Origin of the sequence: Sphingobacterium zeae, assembly GCF_030818895.1 — a bacterium.
Lineage (GTDB): Bacteria > Bacteroidota > Bacteroidia > Sphingobacteriales > Sphingobacteriaceae > Sphingobacterium > Sphingobacterium zeae.
Genome location: NZ_JAUTBA010000001.1, coordinates 1,003,450 through 1,025,380 on the forward strand (window position 1 = coordinate 1,003,450; position 21,931 = coordinate 1,025,380).

The 21,931-nt window shown below is 41.8% G+C and carries 12 protein-coding genes; all 12 read left to right on the plus strand.

Annotation, left to right across the window (positions count from 1 at the left end):
* The first annotated feature begins 184 nt into the window (after positions 1-184).
* Positions 185-3,004, plus strand: coding sequence for a glycoside hydrolase family 2 protein (locus tag QE382_RS04105; RefSeq protein WP_307184799.1), 2,820 nt, complete (start codon positions 185-187; stop codon positions 3,002-3,004).
* A gap of 714 nt (positions 3,005-3,718) precedes the next feature.
* A complete protein-coding gene (locus QE382_RS04110; protein ID WP_307184800.1) occupies positions 3,719-5,044 on the plus strand; it encodes a rhamnogalacturonidase in 1,326 nt (441 codons plus the stop codon).
* Positions 5,045-5,085: 41 nt separating this feature from the next.
* Positions 5,086-6,933, plus strand: coding sequence for a rhamnogalacturonan lyase (locus tag QE382_RS04115; RefSeq protein ID WP_307184801.1), 1,848 nt, complete (start codon positions 5,086-5,088; stop codon positions 6,931-6,933).
* A 57-nt stretch (positions 6,934-6,990) separates the two neighbouring features.
* A complete protein-coding gene (locus QE382_RS04120; RefSeq protein WP_307184802.1) occupies positions 6,991-7,761 on the plus strand; it encodes a rhamnogalacturonan acetylesterase in 771 nt (256 codons plus the stop codon).
* 8 nt (positions 7,762-7,769) lie between these two features.
* Positions 7,770-8,549, plus strand: a complete 780-nt coding sequence (locus QE382_RS04125) for a rhamnogalacturonan acetylesterase (protein WP_307184803.1) — start codon at positions 7,770-7,772, stop codon at positions 8,547-8,549.
* A 1-nt stretch (position 8,550) separates the two neighbouring features.
* Positions 8,551-10,146 carry an arylsulfatase gene (locus QE382_RS04130; protein WP_307184804.1) on the plus strand — a complete coding sequence of 532 codons (1,596 nt, stop codon included), beginning with the start codon at positions 8,551-8,553 and terminating at the stop codon, positions 10,144-10,146.
* Positions 10,147-10,260: 114 nt separating this feature from the next.
* Positions 10,261-11,415, plus strand: coding sequence for a glycoside hydrolase family 88/105 protein (locus QE382_RS04135; protein WP_307184805.1), 1,155 nt, complete (start codon positions 10,261-10,263; stop codon positions 11,413-11,415).
* Between the two features lie 73 nt (positions 11,416-11,488).
* Positions 11,489-11,800 (plus strand): L-rhamnose mutarotase, encoded by a 312-nt coding sequence (gene rhaM / locus QE382_RS04140; RefSeq protein WP_307184806.1) that lies wholly within the window; start codon positions 11,489-11,491, stop codon positions 11,798-11,800.
* A 12-nt stretch (positions 11,801-11,812) separates the two neighbouring features.
* The gene (locus QE382_RS04145) at positions 11,813-14,554 is read left to right on the plus strand and encodes a glycosyl hydrolase (protein WP_307184807.1); all 2,742 of its coding nucleotides are present in this window, start codon (positions 11,813-11,815) and stop codon (positions 14,552-14,554) included.
* A 340-nt stretch (positions 14,555-14,894) separates the two neighbouring features.
* A complete protein-coding gene (locus tag QE382_RS04150) occupies positions 14,895-18,023 on the plus strand; it encodes a SusC/RagA family TonB-linked outer membrane protein (protein ID WP_307184808.1) in 3,129 nt (1,042 codons plus the stop codon).
* 27 nt (positions 18,024-18,050) lie between these two features.
* Positions 18,051-20,129, plus strand: a complete 2,079-nt coding sequence (locus QE382_RS04155; RefSeq protein WP_307184809.1) for a RagB/SusD family nutrient uptake outer membrane protein — start codon at positions 18,051-18,053, stop codon at positions 20,127-20,129.
* Positions 20,130-20,427: 298 nt separating this feature from the next.
* Entirely contained in the window at positions 20,428-21,828 is a 1,401-nt protein-coding gene (locus tag QE382_RS04160) for a glycoside hydrolase family 28 protein (RefSeq protein WP_307184810.1), read from the plus strand.
* Positions 21,829-21,931 lie beyond the last annotated feature (103 nt).

Genomic DNA, 21,931 nt, shown 5'->3' on the forward strand with positions numbered 1-21,931 from the left:
TAAACCAAATGAACTTGTCATCCTGTGCTGTACTGTTCCAAAAGTATGGGGTTAGATCTGAACACCATTCAGGTAAGTTCAGGACACTAGTGCGTCCTGAATTTTTTATTTTAGGAGTTTGCTAAACCAAATGAATAGACCGATGCTTAAAATTCGAATTACGCTCTTTGCTTTAATATACGTTATGATGGCACATATCGCCTCAGCGCAAATTGGGAAAGAAATACAGTATCTTTCGGGAACTGACAACGTTCATACCGTTAATTGGGATTTTTGGGTGACGGGGGGGCGTAAAGCCGGGAAATGGGATAAGATCGCTGTGCCTAGCCATTGGGAACAACAAGGGTTCGGGGCATACAACTATGGACGGGATTATGTGACTTATGGCAAGAATTTTACCTTTCATGATGAGAAAGGTCTATATCGGCATCAATTTACTGTCCCAAAGAATTGGAAAGGGAAAAAAATAAACCTTGTTTTTGAAGGTTCAATGACGGATACTGAAGTCAAGATCAACGGGAAGCTAGCCGGAGATATCCATCAGGGTGCTTTTTATCAGTTTAAATACGATGTTACCGACAAGATCACCTTTGGCAAGGCCAATATATTGGAGGCTACTGTGTCAAAAATGTCTTCCGATAAATCCGTTAACAATGCGGAGCGCCTTGCGGATTATTGGATTTTAGGGGGTATTTATAGGCCCGTATACCTTGAAGCGACAGTACAGGAACACATCAGCTGGACGGCTATCGATGCAAAGGCAGACGGAGCTTTTCGAAGCAATGTGCACTTAGAGGGGCTCTCTAAGGCTAATAAACTATCGGTAGAGATCAAAGATCTGAAGGGTAATGTGATCGCGATTCAACAGTTTCCAATTACTGCGAAAGACTCAGTGAAATTGATCGAAATGAAAGTTGAAAACCCTTTATTATGGACCGCCGAGACACCAAACCTATATCAGGTCATCTATACCTTGTGGAATGGGAAGAATAAAGAATATCAATATCAAGATCGCTTTGGGTTCAGAACAATTGAAGTTCGTGAGGGAGATGGCATTTATGTCAATGGTGTAAAAGTGAAGATGAAAGGTGTTAATCGTCATGTATGGTGGCCCGAAACCGGACGGTCGGTAAACGCGCAATTGGATCTGAACGATGTTAAATTGATCAAAGAAATGAATATGAATGCGGTCCGCTGTTCGCATTATCCGCCAGATAGATCTTTTTTGGCCTATTGCGATTCATTGGGCTTATATGTTTTGGATGAATTGGCTGGCTGGCAAAAAGCATACAGTACTGTTGTGGGTAAAAAGTTGGTGCGAGAAATGGTTATTCGAGATGCCAACCATCCTTCCATTATACTTTGGAGCAACGGCAATGAAGGTGGACATAATAAAGAACTTGTAGACGAGTACAAGAAATATGATCTTTCGTCGAGAACAGTCATTCATGCACATCATAGACCGGGAAATGCAATCAATGGAATCGACTGTAACCATTATGAAGATTTTTATTCAACAAAAAAAATTCTGGAAGGACCAAATATTTATATGCCAACGGAATTTCTCCACGCACAGGATGATGGAGGTGCTGCGGCAGGATTGGCGGATATATGGGAGCTGCACTGGAATGCCAAATTGGGTGCCGGCGGATTTATCTGGGATTTTGCAGATGAAGGTATTGTGCGTACAGATTTCAATAATGCGATTGATGTCAACCGAGTAAATGCCCCTGATGGAATTCTTGGGCCACATCGCGAAAAAGAGGGAAGTTTCTATGCTATTCGGGAAATCTATTCACCTGTGCATATTACGATGAAGAAATTACCTGCCGACTTCAATGGAATTATTCCCGTGGAAAATCGATATCACTTTACAGACCTAAAAGATTGCAGGTTTGAGGGTAAATTGGTGACGTATCAACAACCCTATGCCGAAGAAGCAGGGGTGGACTCGGTGTTGAAACTAAAGATAAATAGTCCTGTATTGGCGCCGACTCAAAAAGGAAACGTGCAGTTGAATTTACCGAGCGATTGGAAACAATATGATGCGCTAATATTGATGGCAACTGACCCACATGGGGAGGAAATTTATACTTGGACCTGGCGTGTAAAATCCAATCAGGTTCTTACAGCTGAAATTCTACCTTTAAAATCTTCGACCGATGTTGAAGCGAAAGAGGACAGTGTGAATTATATCCTCAAGGCAAACGGAATAACAGCTTTTATCTCCAAAAAAACAGGATTATTGGTTGATCTAGCCAATGATTATAGCATGAAATTAGCTTTTAATAATGGCCCGGTGCTTATTGATGGACAGTCGGAGCTGAAAAGTGCTAAACGTTGGAAAGACGGAAAAAATGAAGCTGTTGAGTTTATGTTTGATGGTAACCTAAGTTTTATCCGTTGGACGATGCGGCCAGACGGCTGGTTGAAACTTGATTATGCTTACAATATGAAAAAAACGGTGCCTTATGCCGGAGTAAGCTTCAACTTTCCTGAAAACTATATTATTGGGGCCAAATGGCTCGGTAATGGACCGTATCGCGTATGGAAGAATAGGATGCAAGGTGTCACCCTAAATACATGGGAAAAAATGTATAATGACGGAAAAGCCGGTATTGGTCCATGGGCATTTCCTGAATTTAAAGGCTACTTCTCCGATGTTAGCTGGGTACAATTCAATACCGTGCAAGGCAAGTTTTTGGTCGCAACAGATCAGGAAGATTTATTTGTGCGATTGTTCGAGTTTTACGGAATTTCCGGTCCTAAAGGATATCCGCAATTGCCGTCTGGAGATATTTCCTTTTTAGATGCTATTCCCCCTATTGGAACAAAACTGGCATTGGGAATCAATGGAAATGCTGGGGTGAATGGACCCGCAGGTGAGCTTAATCAAATGGATAAAAGGATTAACCGGACACTCTATTTTTATTTTGGAACCCCAAAAGGCGAAAAAGAAAATACACAATTTGTGATGCCTAAGGTTAATGTGTTGACAGATTAAAAGAATAATGCATAAAAAAGGTGTACCCCTAATAGTATGTATTCTTTTCAATAATGCTTATTTAGGTTTTTTGACCCCAAAAAGGTTGTACTTTATTCACTTTTATCGCTATTCGTGTAGGAAAAATCATTGGCGTATTTATTTTGAATAGCAGTTGTTGTTGTTTTTTTAAGATGTTCATCCTTCAATTGTACGGTCTGAATTGGAAGTTCGGGATTGCCATTGATCTTCTAATTTTACCAAGCAAGACAGTACAAGGTGGTTTGGATATACTTTCTTATGGATAAGGTATTACCAAATCCATACCATCTCCTAACTGCAAGCGGATTGTTAAAAAGGTGAAAGCATAGCGAATCGACCTTTAAAGGTGGACTCAACGTGGACTCACTGTGCACTCAACGTGGTTGTAGTTAGGAGTTGGTAATAAGTTGGTAATAAGTTGGTATGGAGTTGAGGATTCTATAACAAATATATTACGAATAGCGTTGAATCCCTGTTTTTAACCTTATTATACATGAAAACGAGCACTTTCTGACTGTATTGTCTGGTTTGTTCAGGATACTACAGGATGGCTCTTGTTAAAAATGTTGATACTTTTAAAACGAGCTACTTATTAAGCATTCTTAAATACGCTAATCAATTCGAAGTCATTGTCTACATTTTTTAATTAAGCTGTAGACAAGCGGGAAAACAAGACTTAAAATAAAACTAAATATGATGAAAAAATTCTTTCGATTTTTACTCCTGCTTACATCAATTGCGATCTTGTCCAATGCACATGCGCAAGGCAAGTTTCCGGACGGAACAGCAATCTCAAAATGGTTTGAGACTGTAAAATCGACTGAGATCGAAACGCTCGGAAAGAAATTTCTCATCACAGATTTTGGTGTTGCGTCAGATAGCACCATCGTGCAAACGGCCAAAATTCAACAGGCTATTGATAAGGCCTATACCAGCGGTGGAGGTGTAGTCATAGTGCCTAAAGGTGTCTACCTGAGTGGATCCTTATTTTTTAAACCGAATACACATTTACACCTTGAAGAAGGAGCTGTACTGAAAGGAAGCGATGATATTGCGGATTTTGCGCTAGCGGAGACTAGGATGGAAGGGCAAACAGTGAAGTATTTTTTGGCGCTTGTCAATGCAGACCAGGTGGATGGATTTACAATTTCGGGTAAAGGTACACTCGATGGAAACGGGTTACGCTACTGGCGATCCTTCTGGCTTAGGAGACAGTTTAATCCACAATGCACAAATATGGACGAGATGCGTCCACGTTTACTTTATGTGTCCAACAGCAAGGATGTACAGGTTTCCGGCATTCGCTTGATCAATTCACCTTTTTGGACCTCACATTATTATAAATGTGAAAATCTCAAATTGATCGGTTTACATATTTCAGCACCAAAGGAACCTGTGAAAGCGCCTAGTTCAGATGCGATTGATTTGGATGTCTGCCGCAATGTATTGATAAAGGATTGTTACTTATCCGTTAATGATGACGCCATTGCATTAAAAGGTGGTAAAGGGCCAAAGTCTGATAAAGATCCTAACAATGGCCCCAATTCAAATATTATTATTGAGAACTGTTTCTTTGGTTTTTGTCATAGTGCACTGACTTGTGGTAGTGAATCTATTCATAGTTACAATGTGATTTTTAGGAACAATACCTTAGATAAAGCACGTAAGCTACTGCAATTAAAAATGCGCCCCGATACACCTCAGGAATATGAAAACATTCTGATCGAAAATATTAAGGGAAATGTCAATAGTATGTTGTTTATCAAACCTTGGACTCAGTTTTTTGATTTGAAAGGCGAGAAAGATATCAAAATGTCTTATGCAAAAAATATTGTTTTGCGCAATATTGACCTAGATTGCGACATCGTATTTGATGTACTCAACTCGGAGCAATATGTACTGTCAGATTTTACATTTCAAAATCTGCATGTCCGCGCCGCCAAAGATCCCGTGATTCATAAGGAATATGTTAAAAACTTTGTCCTGAATCAGGTGACTGTTAACAGTAAAATGCAATAATAATATGTACCAGGATATTGCTGTGGCTTAGACCTTGAATTATGAAGACAAAACTTGTTCTTTTGACTGTGGCGCTGATCGGTTCCCTATCCGTCTCAGGTCAACGTAAAATGGAGTTCTTGGATCGGGGGATGGTGGCTGTAAAAACGACGGATAACGCTGTTTTTTTAAGCTGGCGTTTGCTTGGTACTGACGATTTTGATACGGCCTTTTCAATTTATAGAAAGGAAAGGAACGGCAAACAGAAAAAACTAAATACTTCACCTTTGACCAAAGGGACTAATTTTTTGGACGATCATGTTGATTTGAATCAAGATGTTACCTACATTTTGGATATAGTAACCAGAGGAAAAGAAAAAGAAGTGGCTAAACTGACCTTACCAAAAGATCAAAAAGTACAGCAATACTTGGATATTCCTTTACGCACTCCTAAAGGCTATATGCCTGGGGATGTTTCCGTCGGCGATTTGGATGGTGATGGGACGTATGAACTTATTGTTCATCAGACTGGTGTTGGACACGACAATGCACACAATGGGATTACTTCGGAACCTATATTGCAAGCATACAAACTGGACGGTACTTTTTTATGGGAAATTAATTTGGGTAAAAATATCCGTGAAGGGGCACATTACACCCAATTTATGGTTTATGACCTCGATAGTGATGGCCGTGCGGAGTTAGTCTGTAAAACGGCCGACGGTACGAAAGATGGACTGGGAAATGTTATTGGTGATGCACAGGCCGATTGGCGTGATACCGTATTAAATTCGCGGACAGTTGGTCGTATATTGAAAGGTCCTGAATACTTAACGGTATTTGATGGATTGACGGGAAAAGCCCTGAGTACGGTTGATTATCTGCCACAACGCGGAGAGCTAAGTTCATGGGGGGATACGAATGGCAATCGAAGTGACCGATTTCTGGCTTGTGTAGCCTATTTGGATGGTGTAAATCCTAGTGTTATAATGACGCGGGGATATTATGAACGGACAGCTCTGGCAGCATGGGATTTTAAAGATAAAAAATTAGTGAACCGTTGGGTATTTGATAGCAAAGTGCGTAAAGATCCGTATTCCGGACAGGGATATCATAATCTTACAGTCGCGGATGTTGACCAGGATGGCAAAGATGAAATTGTGTTTGGTTCGATGGTTATTGATGATAATGGCAGAGGTCTATACAGTACAGGACTGGGACATGGTGATGCGCTGCATGTCGGCGACTTAGATCCGGATAGACCCGGCCTGGAGATCTTTGGAATCCATGAACTGAAAGGGGAGCGGAAAGGGACTGGTGTGGCTTTATTGGATGCCAAAACCGGGGCAATTTTGTTTAAAAGTGCAATAGACCAAGATATTCCTCGCGGTGTTGCTGCAAATATAGATCCCGATCATAAAGGGGCGTATCTGTGGTGGCTGGGATCTCGAGATATGTACGATACCAAAGGTAATCGTGTAGGACCGGCTCCGAGATCGACCAATTTTCTGATTTGGTGGGATGCTGATTTGAGCCGTGAACTTTTAAACAGCAACTATATTGAAAAATATAAAAATGGAAAAACAGAACGAATCTTTACGGCGATGGGAGCATCATCGATTAATGGAACTAAAAGTACGCCCAACCTGAGCGCGGATATCTTTGGCGATTGGCGGGAAGAATTGATCCTACGTTCAGATGATAATCAATATCTGCGTATCTATACCACAACGATCCCGACAGAAAAGCGTGTATATACACTCATGCATGATCCACAGTATCGTTTGAGTATAGCATGGCAGAATGTAGGTTATAATCAACCGCCACATACGGGGTATTACCTTGGGGTAAGTATGGATCGTCCGGTCAAACCGAATATTCAGTTGGTGAAGCCTGCCCGCACAAAATAGAAATTTAGACTCGTACGATTGGAATTGTTTGATTAAAAGAAATAGATACGTTAGCAAATGAAGCATACAATAAAATGGATAGGGATGGCATTGGTAGCGGTTGTTTTAATATCCTTTGCAAAGCAGCAAAATAGACCCACGATTTATCTTATCGGTGATTCGACAGTTAAGAACAGCAATAAGGAATATTGGGGCTGGGGTACCCTGCTTCCTGAATTATTGGATACGACACGAGTCCGTGTGGACAATCATGCGATGGCGGGGCGTAGTACACGAACATTTGTCAAAGAAGGAAGATGGGCAAAAGTTGATTCTTTGTTCAAGCCGGGAGATTTTTTATTGATTCAGTTTGGCCACAACGAGGGCAGTAAGCCCGATACCAGCAAACAAGGCTATCGAGGTGTGCTAAGGGGTATCGGTAAAGATTCTGTTGTTTTAGATTGGGGAAATGGAAAGAAGGAGACCGTGCACACTTATGGTGAAAACCTGCGTCTCTTTGTAATTGAAGCAAAGAAAAAGGGGGTAACACCGATTTTGTTATCCATGATTCCGCGCAACCAATGGGATGATCAAGGTAAAGTGAAGCGGGCCGACAAAGACTTTGGCTTGTGGGCTAAGCAGATTGCCGAAGAACAAGGCGTTCCTTTTCTGGATCTGAACAGTATTACCGCAGATAAATATGATCGCCTTGGACCAGAACTGGTAAAAACCAGTTTTTTTCCCGGTGACCATACACATACGAATAAAGCTGGAGCAAGAGAAAATGCATGGTCTGTTATCGAAGGATTTCGGAGGATTAAAAGCCAATTAGTACACTACATTAAATAAAAACGAAGATGAAATTGAAATTGTTGCCTTGGGCTGTGGTCCTTTTCGCTGTAATCAGTATGTCTTTTTTGGAAAAACAGCATAAACCGACCTTATTTATTATTGGTGATTCCACCGTAAAAAACGGACAGGGAAATGGGGCCAATGGACAGTGGGGCTGGGGAAGTTTGATCGGTCAGTATTTTAAATTAGATAAGATCAATGTCAAGAATCGTGCTTTTGGGGGAACAAGCACAAGAACATTTTATAATAATCCAAAACTCTGGCAAAAAGTACTGGATAGCATTCAGCCTGGTGACTTTGTAGTTATCCAGTTTGGACATAATGATTCAAGTCCCATTGTGGACACGTTACGCGCTCGAGGAACGATAAAGGGAAATGGTGATGATTACCAAGAAGTGTATAATCCATTGCTGAAACAGCATGAAGTAGTCTATAGCTATGGTTTTTACTTACGTCGATTTGTGAAAAACATTCAAGATAAAGGAGCGGTCGCGATTATCTGTTCGCCCATTCCACGCAATGCTTGGGATGGAAATCAGGTTCGTAAATCGGATTATGCAATATGGGCGAAAGAGGCTGCTGAACAGGCCAATGCATTTTTTATCCCATTGCAGGATCTCGTGATTGCCCAGTATGAAACATTGGGAAAAAAGAAAGTAGAAACGGAATTTTTTGATCCTAAAGATGCGACCCATACAATTAAAGCCGGTGCTATGCTAAATGCTAAACTCGTTGCTGAGCAATTGAAAGCACAAACCAAAATCGGACTAAAGAAATTTATGTAGTATGATAAAATCTACCTTTCCGCTGGCGATCTTCTTTCTGCTCACAGTATTTACAGTCCGTGCACAACAACGGCCCAATATTGTGTTGATTCTGGCCGATGACATGGGCTATGCTGATTTGGGTTGCTTTGGTTCTGAAATTCAGACTCCAAATCTGGATAAAATGGCAAAGGAAGGGATTAAGATGACTAATTTTTATAATGCTTCGCGTTGTTGTCCATCGCGTGCTTCCCTATTGACCGGATTATATCCGCATCAGGCGGGAGTCGGCGATATGATGAACAAGCGTCCTTTTCCAGCCTATCAGGGTTATTTGAACAGAAATTCGGTCACATTGGCCGAACTATTGAAAAGCGCAGGTTATGGAACCTATATGGCTGGGAAGTGGCATGTTGGACAGGAAAAGGAAAATTGGCCCCGGCAGCGTGGATTTCAGCGCTACTATGGGCTAATTGATGGAGCAAACAGCTACTTTGAAAACCGGCCTTATCGCCCCAATCAAACATTAACGATAGCCTTGGACAATGAGGCGATCGTTCCGCCAAAAGATTACTATAGCTCGGATGCCTATACAGATTATGCAATGACTTTCATTGGTGAGCATTTAGAAACTAAAAAAGAGAATCCTTTTTTTCTATACCTCGCTTTTCAGGCGCCCCACTGGCCTATACATGCCAAACCTCAGGATATTGCAAAGTATCGGGGTAAATATATGGAAGGATGGGAAGCTATTCGTGAAAAGCGTTTTCAAAAACAGCAGCAGTTAGGGATAGTGCCGCCAACGACCAAATTGTCTCCAATGGATACCACCTTGCGAAATTGGAATGATTGCAGTTGGGAAGAAAAAGTCAAATGGGACGAAAAAATGGCTGTCTACGCGGCGATGGTAGACGAATTGGATCAGAATGTTGGCAGACTGGTTGATTTTCTCCGATCGAAGGAACAATTGGACAACACTGTTTTTATCTTTCTCTCTGATAACGGGGCGAGCAATGAGACCATAACCAATGCTGGATTTACGGCAGACATTAGAGCGGCTAACGAATTTCCTGCCAGTCATCCGCGTTCTTTTACAGCTTATGGAGTCGAAGGTGCTGCGGTGAGCAATACGCCTTTCAAAAAGTTCAAGCATTGGGAGTTTGAGGGGGGGAATGCCACCGGATTTATCGCTTATGGACCGAAATTCCTACCAAGAGGGAAACAGTTTGATAGGCCAGCCCATTTGATCGATATCATGCCAACCTTAGCACAATGGTCGGGAGCAAATTATCCTAAAAATTATGCCGGTAATACGATTAAACCGATGGAAGGGGCGTCCTTGCTTCCACTATGGACAGCACAAAAAGGGGATGTTAATAGGGAAATTTGTTTTGAGCATGAGGGCAACAAAGCTGTGCGCAAAGGAAAATGGAAACTTGTGTCTTCCTATCCTGAAAATAGATGGTATTTATATAATATAGAAAATGATAGAAGTGAAACAGTAGACTTATCAGCCTCTTTTCCGAAAATATACCGAGAAATGGTTCAGATCTATGAAAACTGGGCGAAAAGGGTTGGTGTGATACCCTACGAGCAGCTCGCTCAAAAACCTTCATGATTTCGCAGACACCAACAGCAATGAAAGCAAAAGAAGGTTCTCTCTGGCCAATAAGATCAGACACTTTCAGAAAAAAAAGCAATTCCCGTTATGAATAATTATATAAAGAAAAACATGAAAATATTTAATACGTATACGACCACTTTATTGATTGCATTTTTCCTTTCAGCATGTTCATCGACGAAGAAAGTTGTCGAACAGAAGCAGGAATTAACCGCTGTAGATGTACTCCAATCGTTGCAGTTGACCAATCGTTATTTCATGAACAAATGGACAGACACGGGGAAACCGATCTACACCAACCGTTGGCGGCCGAGCAATATCTGGACCCGGGCCGTTTATTACGAAGGGCTCATGGCACTTTATCAGATTGATAAAAATAACGAATACTACAATTATGCTGTGGATTGGGGAAATAAACATGACTGGGGTATGCGCAACGGTTTGGAAACTCGAAATGCCGATGACCAAGCTTGTGGGCAGACCTACCTGGATCTCTATGAGATTGAAGCGAAGCCTGAGCGTATCCAAAAGATTAAAGCCAATATAGATTACATTATCAAATCTGGAAAAGTCGACGATTGGACCTGGATTGATGCCATACAAATGGCCATGCCAATTTATGCTAAACTGGGGGTAATGACGAAGGATCAAACTTACTTTGATTGCATGTATAAAATGTATCATCATTCAAAAACGCAAGAAGGTGGGGGCCTGTATAACAAGGCCGATAAACTTTGGTGGCGCGATAAGGATTTTGTTCCTCCTTACAAGGAGCCGAATGGTGAGGATTGCTATTGGTCACGTGGCAATGGATGGGTTGTGGCAGCTTTGGTTAGGGTACTCTCTTTGATTCCGGAGAACGAAGCACATCGTGCCGAGTACATGTCGGATTATAAAGCTATGATGGAAGCACTTGTTCCTATTCAAAGACCGGATGGATTCTGGAATGTCAGTCTACACGATCCGACTAATTTTGGTGGGCGTGAAACTTCAGGCACTGCACTGTTTGTCTATGGAATGGCCTGGGGGATCAATAATGGTTTCCTGGATGCTAAAATATATCGTCCTGTTGTAGAAAAGGCATGGAAAGCAATGGTCACAGAAGCAGTACACCCTTCTGGGTTTTTGGGCTATTTACAAGGAACAGGAAAAGAACCTAAGGATGGTCAGCCCGTCAGTTTTTCAAGTCAACCGGATTTTGAAGATTACGGTTTGGGTTGTTTTTTATTGGGGGGTACAGAGGTTTATAAAATGTTGTCCAGATAAGTACCCGCATCCATCAGGTATTAGCCAATTAAGAAAATTTGTCGATCATAAAATAGTTGAAGACTGAAAAGAAATGGAGAAAATAGCATTTAAAATGAAATTGAAACCGGGCATGTCTGCGGAATATAAGCGGAGACATGACGCAATCTGGCCAGAATTAATAACCTTATTACGCGAAAATGGGGTGTCTGATTATTCCATTTTTTTAGATGAGGAGACAGACACTCTATTTGCTGTTCAATATTTAGCAGGACATTCGTCGCAAGAATTGGGCAAGGAAGCCATTGTGCAGCGGTGGTGGGATTATATGCATGATATCATGGACGTAAATCCGGACCGCTCCCCAGTGTCGATAAATTTAAAAAAGGTGTTTCACATGGATTAGGCTAATTTTAACATGAAGAAGATCTATATTTCATTAGTGCTTGCCTGTAATCTGTTGGCTGTCGGTCGAACGATAGCGCAGGATCTATGGCCAGCAGTTACCAAAGAAATGAGGCCTTGGACCCGTTGGTGGTGGCTGGGGTCAGCCGTGGACCGGCCTAATCTCGAACGTGAATTAACCTTATTTGACAAAAGTGGATTTGGTGGCGTCGAGGTAACACCGATTTATGGTGCTAAGGGATTTGAATCCAGCTACCTGAACTTTCTTTCACCACAATGGATGAATATGTTGGGTGTAGCAACGGATAAGGCCAATGCCTTGGGCATGGGAGTGGATATTAATTTGGGAACCGGTTGGCCATTTGGGGGACCTCAAATCAAAGAAAAGGATGCCGCTACCAAATTGATCCTAGATGAATTTGAATTAAAAAAAGGTGAAAGGATCACGTTTCCCCTAAAACCTAAGGATCCTAAACAGCATTATTTCTTTCTGCAGGCTTTACAGGCATTTAGATCCGACAATAGTGAGATTAATCTGGATGATTATATTTCAAAGACCACTGGAACATGGGAAGCGCCTGCCGATATTCGCCTATTAGCGGTATTTTCTGGTAGAACGGGGCAGAAAGTCAAACGTGCCGCACCGGGGGGAGCGGGGTATACGCTCGATCACCTTGGACAGCAATCTGTCCTATCATATTTCAATAGATTTACCGAAGCTTTTAAAGATAAACCATTGCATGTGCGTGCTTTTTTTAACGATAGCTACGAAGTATATGGGGCAAACTGGACGGATGAGTTTTTGCAATCATTCGAACGGATAAAGGGATATAGGTTACAGGATCATCTCCTGGATTTTGCAGGTAAGGGCAAGAATGAAGCGAAAACAGCAGGCCTTAAATCGGATTATCGTGAAGTTGTGAATGCACTGCTTGCGCAGAATTTCTTGATCCCATTTACGGATTTTGCCCATCGCTATCGTGCGATTTCAAAAAATCAAGCCCATGGATCTCCAGGAAATCTGATTGACTTGTATGCGGATACAGATATTGCGGAGTGTGAAACCTTTGGATCCAGCAGTTTCGATCTTCCCGGATTAAGACGGGATACTGCTGATATCCGTAATGTGGATCCAGACCCCATGATGGCAAAATTTGCGACATCGGCGACAAATGTATACGGTAAAAAATATACTTCTTCGGAAACATTCACGTGGCTTACGGAACATTTTAAAACCTCCTTGTCACAAACGAAACCTGAAGTCGAACAACTATTCCTCGCTGGGGTGAATCATGTATTCTATCACGGGACAACCTATTCGCCGAAAAATGTTCCTTTCCCGGGATGGTTGTTCTATGCTTCCGTTAATTTTGTTCCACAAAACTCGTTCTGGGAACACCTTACCGGTTTGAATCAATATATTACGCGTGTGCAATCCATCCTTCAATCCAGCCGGGCCGACAATGAACTGCTGGTATATTGGCCCATTTATGATATTTGGAATAATGCCAAAGGAGTGGATAAGGCATTAAAGGTTCATGATGTGGACGAGTGGTTACATCCAACGCAATTTTATAAACAAAGTGTTCAGCTGCAGAAACGGGGGTATAGCTTTGATTTTGCAACTGATAAAATTTTAGAGGGAACTACAGTAAACGGCGGAAAATTACAAACCTCAAAGGATGCGATCCCGTATCGAGCAATTTATATACCTGCCTGTCATTATTTTTCAGAAGTGACCCTGCAGAAAATTCTGGAAATGGCCAATCAAGGCGCAACTGTCATCTTCCAGCAATTACCGAAAGAGGTTCCTGGATATAGCCAATTAGAGAAACGGCGCACGCTGTTCAATAAATTAATTGCATCACTAGGGTTCGAAAAAGATAAGGCTAATCAGTATACAGCATTTGGAAAAGGAAAAATCTATTTGACTACAGATATTAATTCAGCCCTGGAAACCGAACAGATATTACCTGAACGGATTAATCAAACCGGACTAAAGTTTTCAAGAAGAGTTGCCGGTAAGGATACCTATTATTATTTAGTCAATCACAGCGGACAGACCGTGGATCGCCATATCGCGCTGAATGTACAAGCGAAATATTATTCTTTATTGGATCCCCAGACTGGGCGGACCTATCAGTTGCCATCATCTGATGGCAAGATACGGGTGCAGATTCCATCGGGTTATTCTTGGATTGTCTTGGCCTCGGAGCAACAAGCCAGCGAACCTTTCCGTTATCAGGATGAGTTACACCAAGTGGCACAATTGGACCGCGACTGGAAAGTGAATTTTATTGCCGGAGGACCTGTTTTACCAAAGGCTAAAAAGCTTGATCAGCTCTCTTCGTGGACCGAATGGGGCGATAAAGATGCCGTTAATTTTTCGGGTACAGCAAACTACGAGAAAACATTCTCTATCCATAAAGACTTGTCAAAATCATATCTACTCAAGCTTGGGCGTGTTGCGGAAAGTGCCAGAGTATATATTAACGGAAAGGACGCGGGTGTGTTATGGTCAATTCCTTTTCAACAGGATATTACCCCATTATTGGTGAATGGCGAAAACAAGATTCGTATTGAAGTCGCCAACTTAATGGCAAACCGGATTTGTTATTTGGACCGCAAAAAAGTTACCTGGCGAAATTATCACGAAATCAATTTCGTCAATATCAATTATAAAGATTTTGATGCCAGCAAATGGGCGCCCATGGAAAGTGGGCTGATTGGGCCCGTAACCATTTGGAGTTATTAAATGAAAAACGATACATGTATAGCGTAAATGCTGCTGCTTAGAGATGTGCAATGAATCGTATGGAAACGGGGCTGTCTAACTTTCTTGGACAGCCCCGTTTTATTTAGAAGCCTCTTTCAGTGACAGGATTGAACAGGATGGTTATTACAAATCATCCTGTTACTTTTAACCAACATTATAAGCCTAAGGGGGAAATCTGATTATTTTTTTAATCCAGTCGTCCTATAAAGCAATACGTAAAGATCATCCAACACTTTCATTATCTCGTATAGTGAAAACCGATTTTCACTACCGAAGATCAAAAAGGGAAAGAATAAAATAATACCTAAATAATACTTTAATGATAAACTATTTAACAATTAGGTTTGATCATCATGTAAAGAAGTACACTTTTTTGCTACTTATGGCGATGCTGTGCACCTTGAATTTATTTGCTCAAACCGCTCGGACTGGAAAAGTAAACGATGAAAAAGGTTTGCCTATCCAAGGTGTAACTGTACAGGTAAAAGGCAAAACTATGACGGCAAAGACCAATGCCGATGGGTCATTTAACATCAATGCACTGCCATCGGATGTATTGGCCTTCAGAAGCCTTGGTTATGAACCTCAAGAAATTTCTGTGGGTAATAAAAATATCTTCAATATAGTTCTTGCACAAAAGGTCGATGTCATGGACGAAGTCGTGGTGGTTGGTTACGGCACGATGAAAAAGAAAGATGTGACGGGTTCGATAGCGAGTGTGGGCGAAAAAGAACTTAAGGCAATGCCCGTAAAAGATGCGTTGCAGGCGATGCAAGGCAAGGTGGCAGGGGTTGACATTACATCCAATCAACGGCCGGGAACAACTGGTAGCATAAAAATCAGGGGTGTAAGGTCGTTAAACGCCGATCAAGACCCTTTATATGTAGTTGATGGGATGGTATTGCAGGCCGGCGGAATTGAGAATATCAATCCGAGTGATATTGAGACCATTGATGTCTTAAAAGATGCTTCTGCAACCGCTGTGTATGGTTCGCGTGGTGCCAATGGTGTGGTTTTGGTGACGACTAAGCAAGGCAAAAAAGGTCGTTTACAATTAAATTATGCAGGTACAGCGACATTCGAGAAGATGTATGATGTCACAGAATACATGGATGCTGCACAATGGTTGGATTATGCGCGCTTGGCGAAATTTGGAACAACAACACCTAGTTATACAAGTGACTTTTCAAAGTGGGGCTCTGTAGCGGCCTCCTGGGCAAATATCGCGAAAGGATGGACCAATAATAATACGGTTTGGGATCCAAGCTTAGTAGGTAATTACGATTGGGCTGATGCTGGCCGTAAAAATGCCTTATCTACTGAACATACCTTAAGCGTCTCTGGTGGTGGCGAGAATTCAAAAGGTTATGGTTCATTTGGCTATTTAAAGCAAGATGCCACACAGCCAGGGCAAAAATTTAATCGCTATACTTCAAAAGTAAGTTTTGAAGCGACTCCGACGAATTGGTTTACTATGGGTGCTTCACTAAATGTATTTTTCTCCGATCAAGATTATGGCTATAACTTTTCTAAATCCGTCACGGGAGCGGGCGATTACTACAACGCTTTACGAGGAATGTTGCCCTGGACAGTACCCTATGACGAGAATGGAAACTACCTGAGAAACCCTGCGGCAGGTGATATCAATATCATTAATCCAATTAATGAATTGGAATACAATACCAATCAACGGCAGACTTTTGGTGCGAATGGTAGTTTCTTTAGCCAATTGGATTTTGGACAGATTTATGAGCCATTAAAAGGTTTAAAATATCGTGTGCAATTTGGGCCGGAGTTTAGATATTATCGTGCGGGCTTGGCCAATGCGGCTGAAGGAATTAATGGTGACGGAAATAACGCAGTAAGGTTTTCGACAACTCGAAATCTTGCTTGGACCTTGGATCATTTGATCTACTACGATCGCGACTTCGGCACAGATCATCACTTGGGGATTACCTTATTACAGAGTTCATCGAAAAAAAATGTCGAAACAAGCGATATGCGTGCGACCGATGTGTATAGTGCAAATGAACTATGGTATAATATTAGTTCCGGAGGTTTTATCGGTAGCTACGGGACAGGCTTATCAGAACGACAAATGGAATCCTATATGGCTCGTGCAAACTATAGCTACAGGGACCGTTATATGTTAACTGCTTTTGTGCGATGGGATGGATCGTCGGTATTGGCTCCAGGGCATCAATGGAGTTCATTTCCCTCTGTAGCTGCTTCTTGGCGTATTGATCAAGAAGATTTTATGAAAAATTCATCTTACATCAATACTTTAAAATTACGCATGGGATTTGGTATCGTAGGAAACGAGGCAATATCTCCTTATCGAACTAAAGGCTTATTAACACAGAACTTTTACAATTGGAGTGCAACGAATTCAACGCCAGGCTATATTGCATCAGACCCTTCTGCAGCGTCTCCCCAATCCATGGCAAACCCTGAGTTGGGTTGGGAACGTACGACGCAATATAATATGGGAATAGATTATGGCTTTTTCAATAACCGCGTTAATGGAGCGCTGGATTTCTATAAGACACGAACCAATGATTTAATTATGTTGATGGGATTAAACCCTGTAGCAGGATTTCCAAATACTTGGGCAAATATTGGGAAAACCGGTGGCTGGGGGATTGATTTACAATTGAATACTGTCAATATCAAACAGGATAATTTCCAGTGGAATACAACTTTAACTTGGTCCAAAGACAAGAGTAAAATTATCCAATTGCAAAACGGTCGTACGAGTGATATCAGCAACAAATGGTTTGTGGGTCAGGAAATTTCTGTTCCTTACGATCTAGTTTACGATGGTATTTGGAAGACTTCCGAAGCAGAAGAAGCTAAAAAATATGGTGCTAATCCTGGACAGATTCGTGTAAAAGATATTAGTGGTCCGGATGGTGTGCCTGATGGAAAAGTGGACAGAAACTATGATTCACAAATATTAGGTTCTTATCGTCCGAAATGGTCAGCAGGTATTATGAATACATTCACCTATAAAAACTTTGATTTATCTTTCTTTATTTTCTCCCGTTGGGGGCAAATGATTAATGCTGGTGCGGAGACCTTAGGCGGTCGTTTTATGATGCGTAAATTGGATTATTTTATTCCTGGGGTTCATGAAGATGCAGAATATTACCAACCAGGATCAAATGGAGAGGCGGCAGATCCGTGGAGTTCTTCCATGAATTATCGTGATGGCTCATTTATTAAGTTGCGGAATGTAAGTTTGGGCTATAATTTTCCGAAAACAAAATTAGCGAAGCTGGGGGTAAGTAACTTTAAAATCTATGCACAAATTATGAATCCGGCAATGTTGTATTCAAAAGTGGATTTCTTGGATCCGGATTTAGCAAGTTATAATAATAACACGACACAAGCTGGCTCAGCAATAACAACACGAGGTGCAGTAATTGGTGTAAACATTGGGTTTTAGACCGTAAAAAGATTAAAAAAGATTCTCATGAAAAATTATAAAATATTAATTGCTTTAATGCTTGGATCAGCGGGATTGCTGGGATTAAATGCTTGTAGTAAAGATTTTTTAAAAGAAGAGCAGATCACCACACCGACGACTGACTATTTTAAAACACAGGCAGGGTTGGATGATCTGGCGACAGGAGTTTACTCGAAGCTGAAATTTAAATATAATTATACCTGGGGCATGGCTTTGTTTAATTTAGGTGTTGACGAGTTTACGGATGCAAATAACCCCTCTCCGAGCTTCAATAGTTATAGTATGGATCTTAACCCAGCTGAATCAACCTATGGGGGAGCAAATATTCAGCCGGTGTTTGACAATATGTATAGCGGTATTGAATCGGCCAATACCCTGATTCAGAATGTACCACTATATTACGATAAATCCAATGCCAACTATAATACACGTCTAGGCGAGGGGTATTTTATGCGGGGATATTTCTATCTACAATTGATCGTACAGTTTGGTGGTGTACCCTTAAAGTTGACCCCAACGACAAAAGTGGAATCCTATTTTACGCGCGCTTCCGAAGACGCGTGTTTTGCGCAGGCCATTTCTGATCTGGAGCAGGCTTATGCCTTGCTGCCCGCTTCGGCGACAGAATTTGGACGGGTGACCAAATCAGCTGCAGCACATTACGTTGCTAAAGCCAGACTGACTCGGGCCAGTGAGTTATATTCTTCTTGGAATTCAAAATATATCGCAGAAGATTTGGATGCGGTTATCAAATACGGAACGGAAGTCGTGGCGGCACATCCCCTGGTTGATGACTATGTAAAATTATGGGATTATCAAAAGGCGAATAGTGCCAATGAAAAAGTATCTGAAGTTGTTCTTTCGGCACAGTTTTCGGACGACCAGGCAACCTGGGGACGTTATGGAAATCAGATCCATCTTTACTATCCTGCTGTTTATCAAGATTTAGGTGGAACGAGTCGAGACATATCGGGCGATCGTGAATTCTCCTATGCGCGTACCACAAACTATACCTTAGATGTCTTTGACCGCGTCAATGATTCCCGTTTCTGGAAATCCTTTATTACGATGTATGGCGCCAATAATACCGCGAATGCACCTGTATGGACTGCAACTAATGCATCTCTTGGGCCTACAGGGACTGTTGCAGGTACCAAACGCTTTAAAGGGGGTGAGCTGGGTATAAAATATATTGTAAATAACAATGGCGATACGCGCTACACGGCAGTAGCCAGTGATGCAACAGGGGTGCTTAAAAATGGCGTGATGCAAAATACCCATACCTTTGTACGTTATTTTCAAGGAGAACCGCAAGCCTGGGTGGGAAAACATGGAAATAACGGTTACTATGGTGTACAGTCACGCTATGTGGCGCTTTCAAAGTTTAGAGACGGTTATCGGGTTAGTATCGCCTCAGCTAACGGTACACGAGATGTGATTATGGCACGTTCGGCAGAAGACGTCTTGATGGTGGCCGAAGCGTATATCCGCAAGGGTGAAGGCCAGTATGCCAATGCCATACAGTGGATCAATAAACTACGTAGCCGTGCCGGCTATAAAAATGGTGAAGACCGCGCGAAAAATGTCGATGGCGGACAAGCCTATAAGAATAATTCCTATGCGGTCGGTAAAGGAGGTGGTTTTTCCGCTGAAGGTGCAATCTACTGGGAAGGGAACTCTTATTACGAATCCAATAATGATATGGCTAAAACCACGGCATCTTCGGAAACACAGATGCTGATCAATTCGGTCGCTGATATTTATAACTCAGCAGTAGATGCTCCAATCTACCAAAAATTGGGTGCGGCAAGCAATGCGCAGAAAATGATGGCTTTCCTGTTGAATGAGCGCACGCGTGAATTGTGTGGCGAACTCTACCGCTGGGAAGATCTGGCACGCACCAAAACCTTGGAATCGAGATGGAAGGCTTTCAATGATGGGTATGTACGGGGTAATACAGTGTTTAGTCCGAATACGCATTACTATCGGCCAATTCCGCAATCTTTCTTGGATGCAACCACCAATGAAAGTGGTGCTGCATTGACACCGGCCGAAAAACAGGCTATGCAGAATCCAGGATATTAGTAATTTTTATAATCAAACTCAACCTAACCTACCCGTTCTGAACGGGTAGGTTTTTTTTTGTGAAAATGCATGCGGTTACAGGATAGCGCAGGATAGGTCCCTTCGCTAGTTTTCTTATCTTACAGCTTGATTCGCCTATCACTGCGAGTCTAATTAAACCAAATTGTAAACCACGGGACGGAAGTGTTTAAATAGATAGAAATCCCATTGGCCATTCTGTGTATTTTCACGGTCGATGCCAGTGGGCTGGAGGTGCCCGCTCATATATTTAAGTATAACCAGAAACAATTATAAGTCAATGAAAAAGATTCTTAGTATGATTCTCGCAATTTTTGCTTGCGCAGCAGGTCAAGCGCAACAGACGACCTGGAGCAGTTCCCAGCAGCCCCTAAAAGAAATTGAACAGCTTAAAAAGATTATTGTGGCCCCCTCATTTAGAAATAAAGATTATTCCATCGCCGATTTTGGGGCACTTGGAGATGGAAAGACAAAAAATACAGCAGCTTTTAAAGAAGCAATTGAAACGTGCAATAAGCAAGGTGGAGGACGGGTGGTGGTTCCTAAAGGGGTATACTTGACCGGTGCTATTTATTTGAAAAGCAATGTCAATCTTCATGTTAGTGAAGGCGCAACGATACTGTTCAGTAGAGATAGCGCAGATTACCCAATGGTATTCACCCGTTGGGAAGGTATGGAATGTGTCAATTTTTCCCCATTCATCTATGCGTATAAAGAAGAAAACATTGCCATTACGGGAAAAGGATTGTTGGATGGAAATGCCGACAATGATCATTGGTGGTATTGGTGCGGTGCGAGAAAATATGGCTGGCATGAAAGCCGCCCTGGCGAACAAAAGCCTGCACGTGCAATTTTGCATCAGCAGATGGCCGAAGAGATCGATCCGCACAAAAGGGTATTTGGCGACGGAAATTTTCTCCGGCCCAATTTTGTACAACCTTATCTATGCAAAAATGTCTGGATTGCTGACGTGAAGTTAATTAATTCTCCGATGTGGAATCTCAATCCTGTCCTATGTGAGAATGTGTTGATTGAAGGAGTGAAAGTGGTGAGTCATGGACCTAATAATGATGGCTGTGATCCTGAAGCAAGTAAAAATGTATGGATCAGGAATTGCTATTTTGATACCGGCGATGATTGTATTGCCATTAAGTCTGGACGAGACGAAGATGGCCGCAATATTGGTCGACCTGCGGAGAATCATATCATCGAAAATTGTGAAATGAAAGATGGACATGGCGGTGTCGTTATCGGTAGCGAGATTGCCGGCGGAGCTAAAAATATCTACGCGCTGAACAATGTCATGGATAGTCCAAATCTAGATCGTGCCCTTCGGATAAAGACCAGTTCAAGTAGAGGCGGTACTATCGAAAATGTGTTTTTTTATAACACACAGGTGGGACAGTATAAAGAAGCTGCTGTGCGTTTTAATATGTTTTATGAAAAGCCCGGAAAACATATTCCGACGATTCGGAATATCTGGGTCGAAAACCTTCAGGTCAAAGGTGGCGGCAAGTATGCGGTGCTCTCCACGGCTTATGAATCGTCACCTGTCACTGATTTTACAATGGTGAATTGTAAAATTGAAGGTGTAAAAGAAGCCTATAAAGTGGATTACCTAAAGCATGTAACATTAAAGAATGTCATTGTTAATGGGAAGGAAATCAAGTCTTTCGATTAGCATAACCTATCCGTCACGGGAAAATTTAAAATCCATTGGCCATGAAGTAGCATGTTTGTCCTTAAAAAAGAAAGCTCAGCATCGCTAATGCATGAAATAATTA

What these genes read in the sequence shown, in the direction of transcription:
- QE382_RS04105 (WP_307184799.1), top strand. Translation starts at nt 185, where the DNA reads ATGATGGCACATATCGCCTCAGCGCAAATTGGGAAAGAAATACAGTAT.
- QE382_RS04110 (WP_307184800.1), top strand. Translation starts at nt 3,719, where the DNA reads ATGATGAAAAAATTCTTTCGATTTTTACTCCTGCTTACATCAATTGCG.
- QE382_RS04115 (WP_307184801.1), top strand. Translation starts at nt 5,086, where the DNA reads ATGAAGACAAAACTTGTTCTTTTGACTGTGGCGCTGATCGGTTCCCTA.
- QE382_RS04120 (WP_307184802.1), top strand. Translation starts at nt 6,991, where the DNA reads ATGAAGCATACAATAAAATGGATAGGGATGGCATTGGTAGCGGTTGTT.
- QE382_RS04125 (WP_307184803.1), top strand. Translation starts at nt 7,770, where the DNA reads ATGAAATTGAAATTGTTGCCTTGGGCTGTGGTCCTTTTCGCTGTAATC.
- QE382_RS04130 (WP_307184804.1), top strand. Translation starts at nt 8,551, where the DNA reads ATGATAAAATCTACCTTTCCGCTGGCGATCTTCTTTCTGCTCACAGTA.
- QE382_RS04135 (WP_307184805.1), top strand. Translation starts at nt 10,261, where the DNA reads ATGAAAATATTTAATACGTATACGACCACTTTATTGATTGCATTTTTC.
- rhaM (WP_307184806.1), top strand. Translation starts at nt 11,489, where the DNA reads ATGGAGAAAATAGCATTTAAAATGAAATTGAAACCGGGCATGTCTGCG.
- QE382_RS04145 (WP_307184807.1), top strand. Translation starts at nt 11,813, where the DNA reads ATGAAGAAGATCTATATTTCATTAGTGCTTGCCTGTAATCTGTTGGCT.
- QE382_RS04150 (WP_307184808.1), top strand. Translation starts at nt 14,895, where the DNA reads ATGATAAACTATTTAACAATTAGGTTTGATCATCATGTAAAGAAGTAC.
- QE382_RS04155 (WP_307184809.1), top strand. Translation starts at nt 18,051, where the DNA reads ATGAAAAATTATAAAATATTAATTGCTTTAATGCTTGGATCAGCGGGA.
- QE382_RS04160 (WP_307184810.1), top strand. Translation starts at nt 20,428, where the DNA reads ATGAAAAAGATTCTTAGTATGATTCTCGCAATTTTTGCTTGCGCAGCA.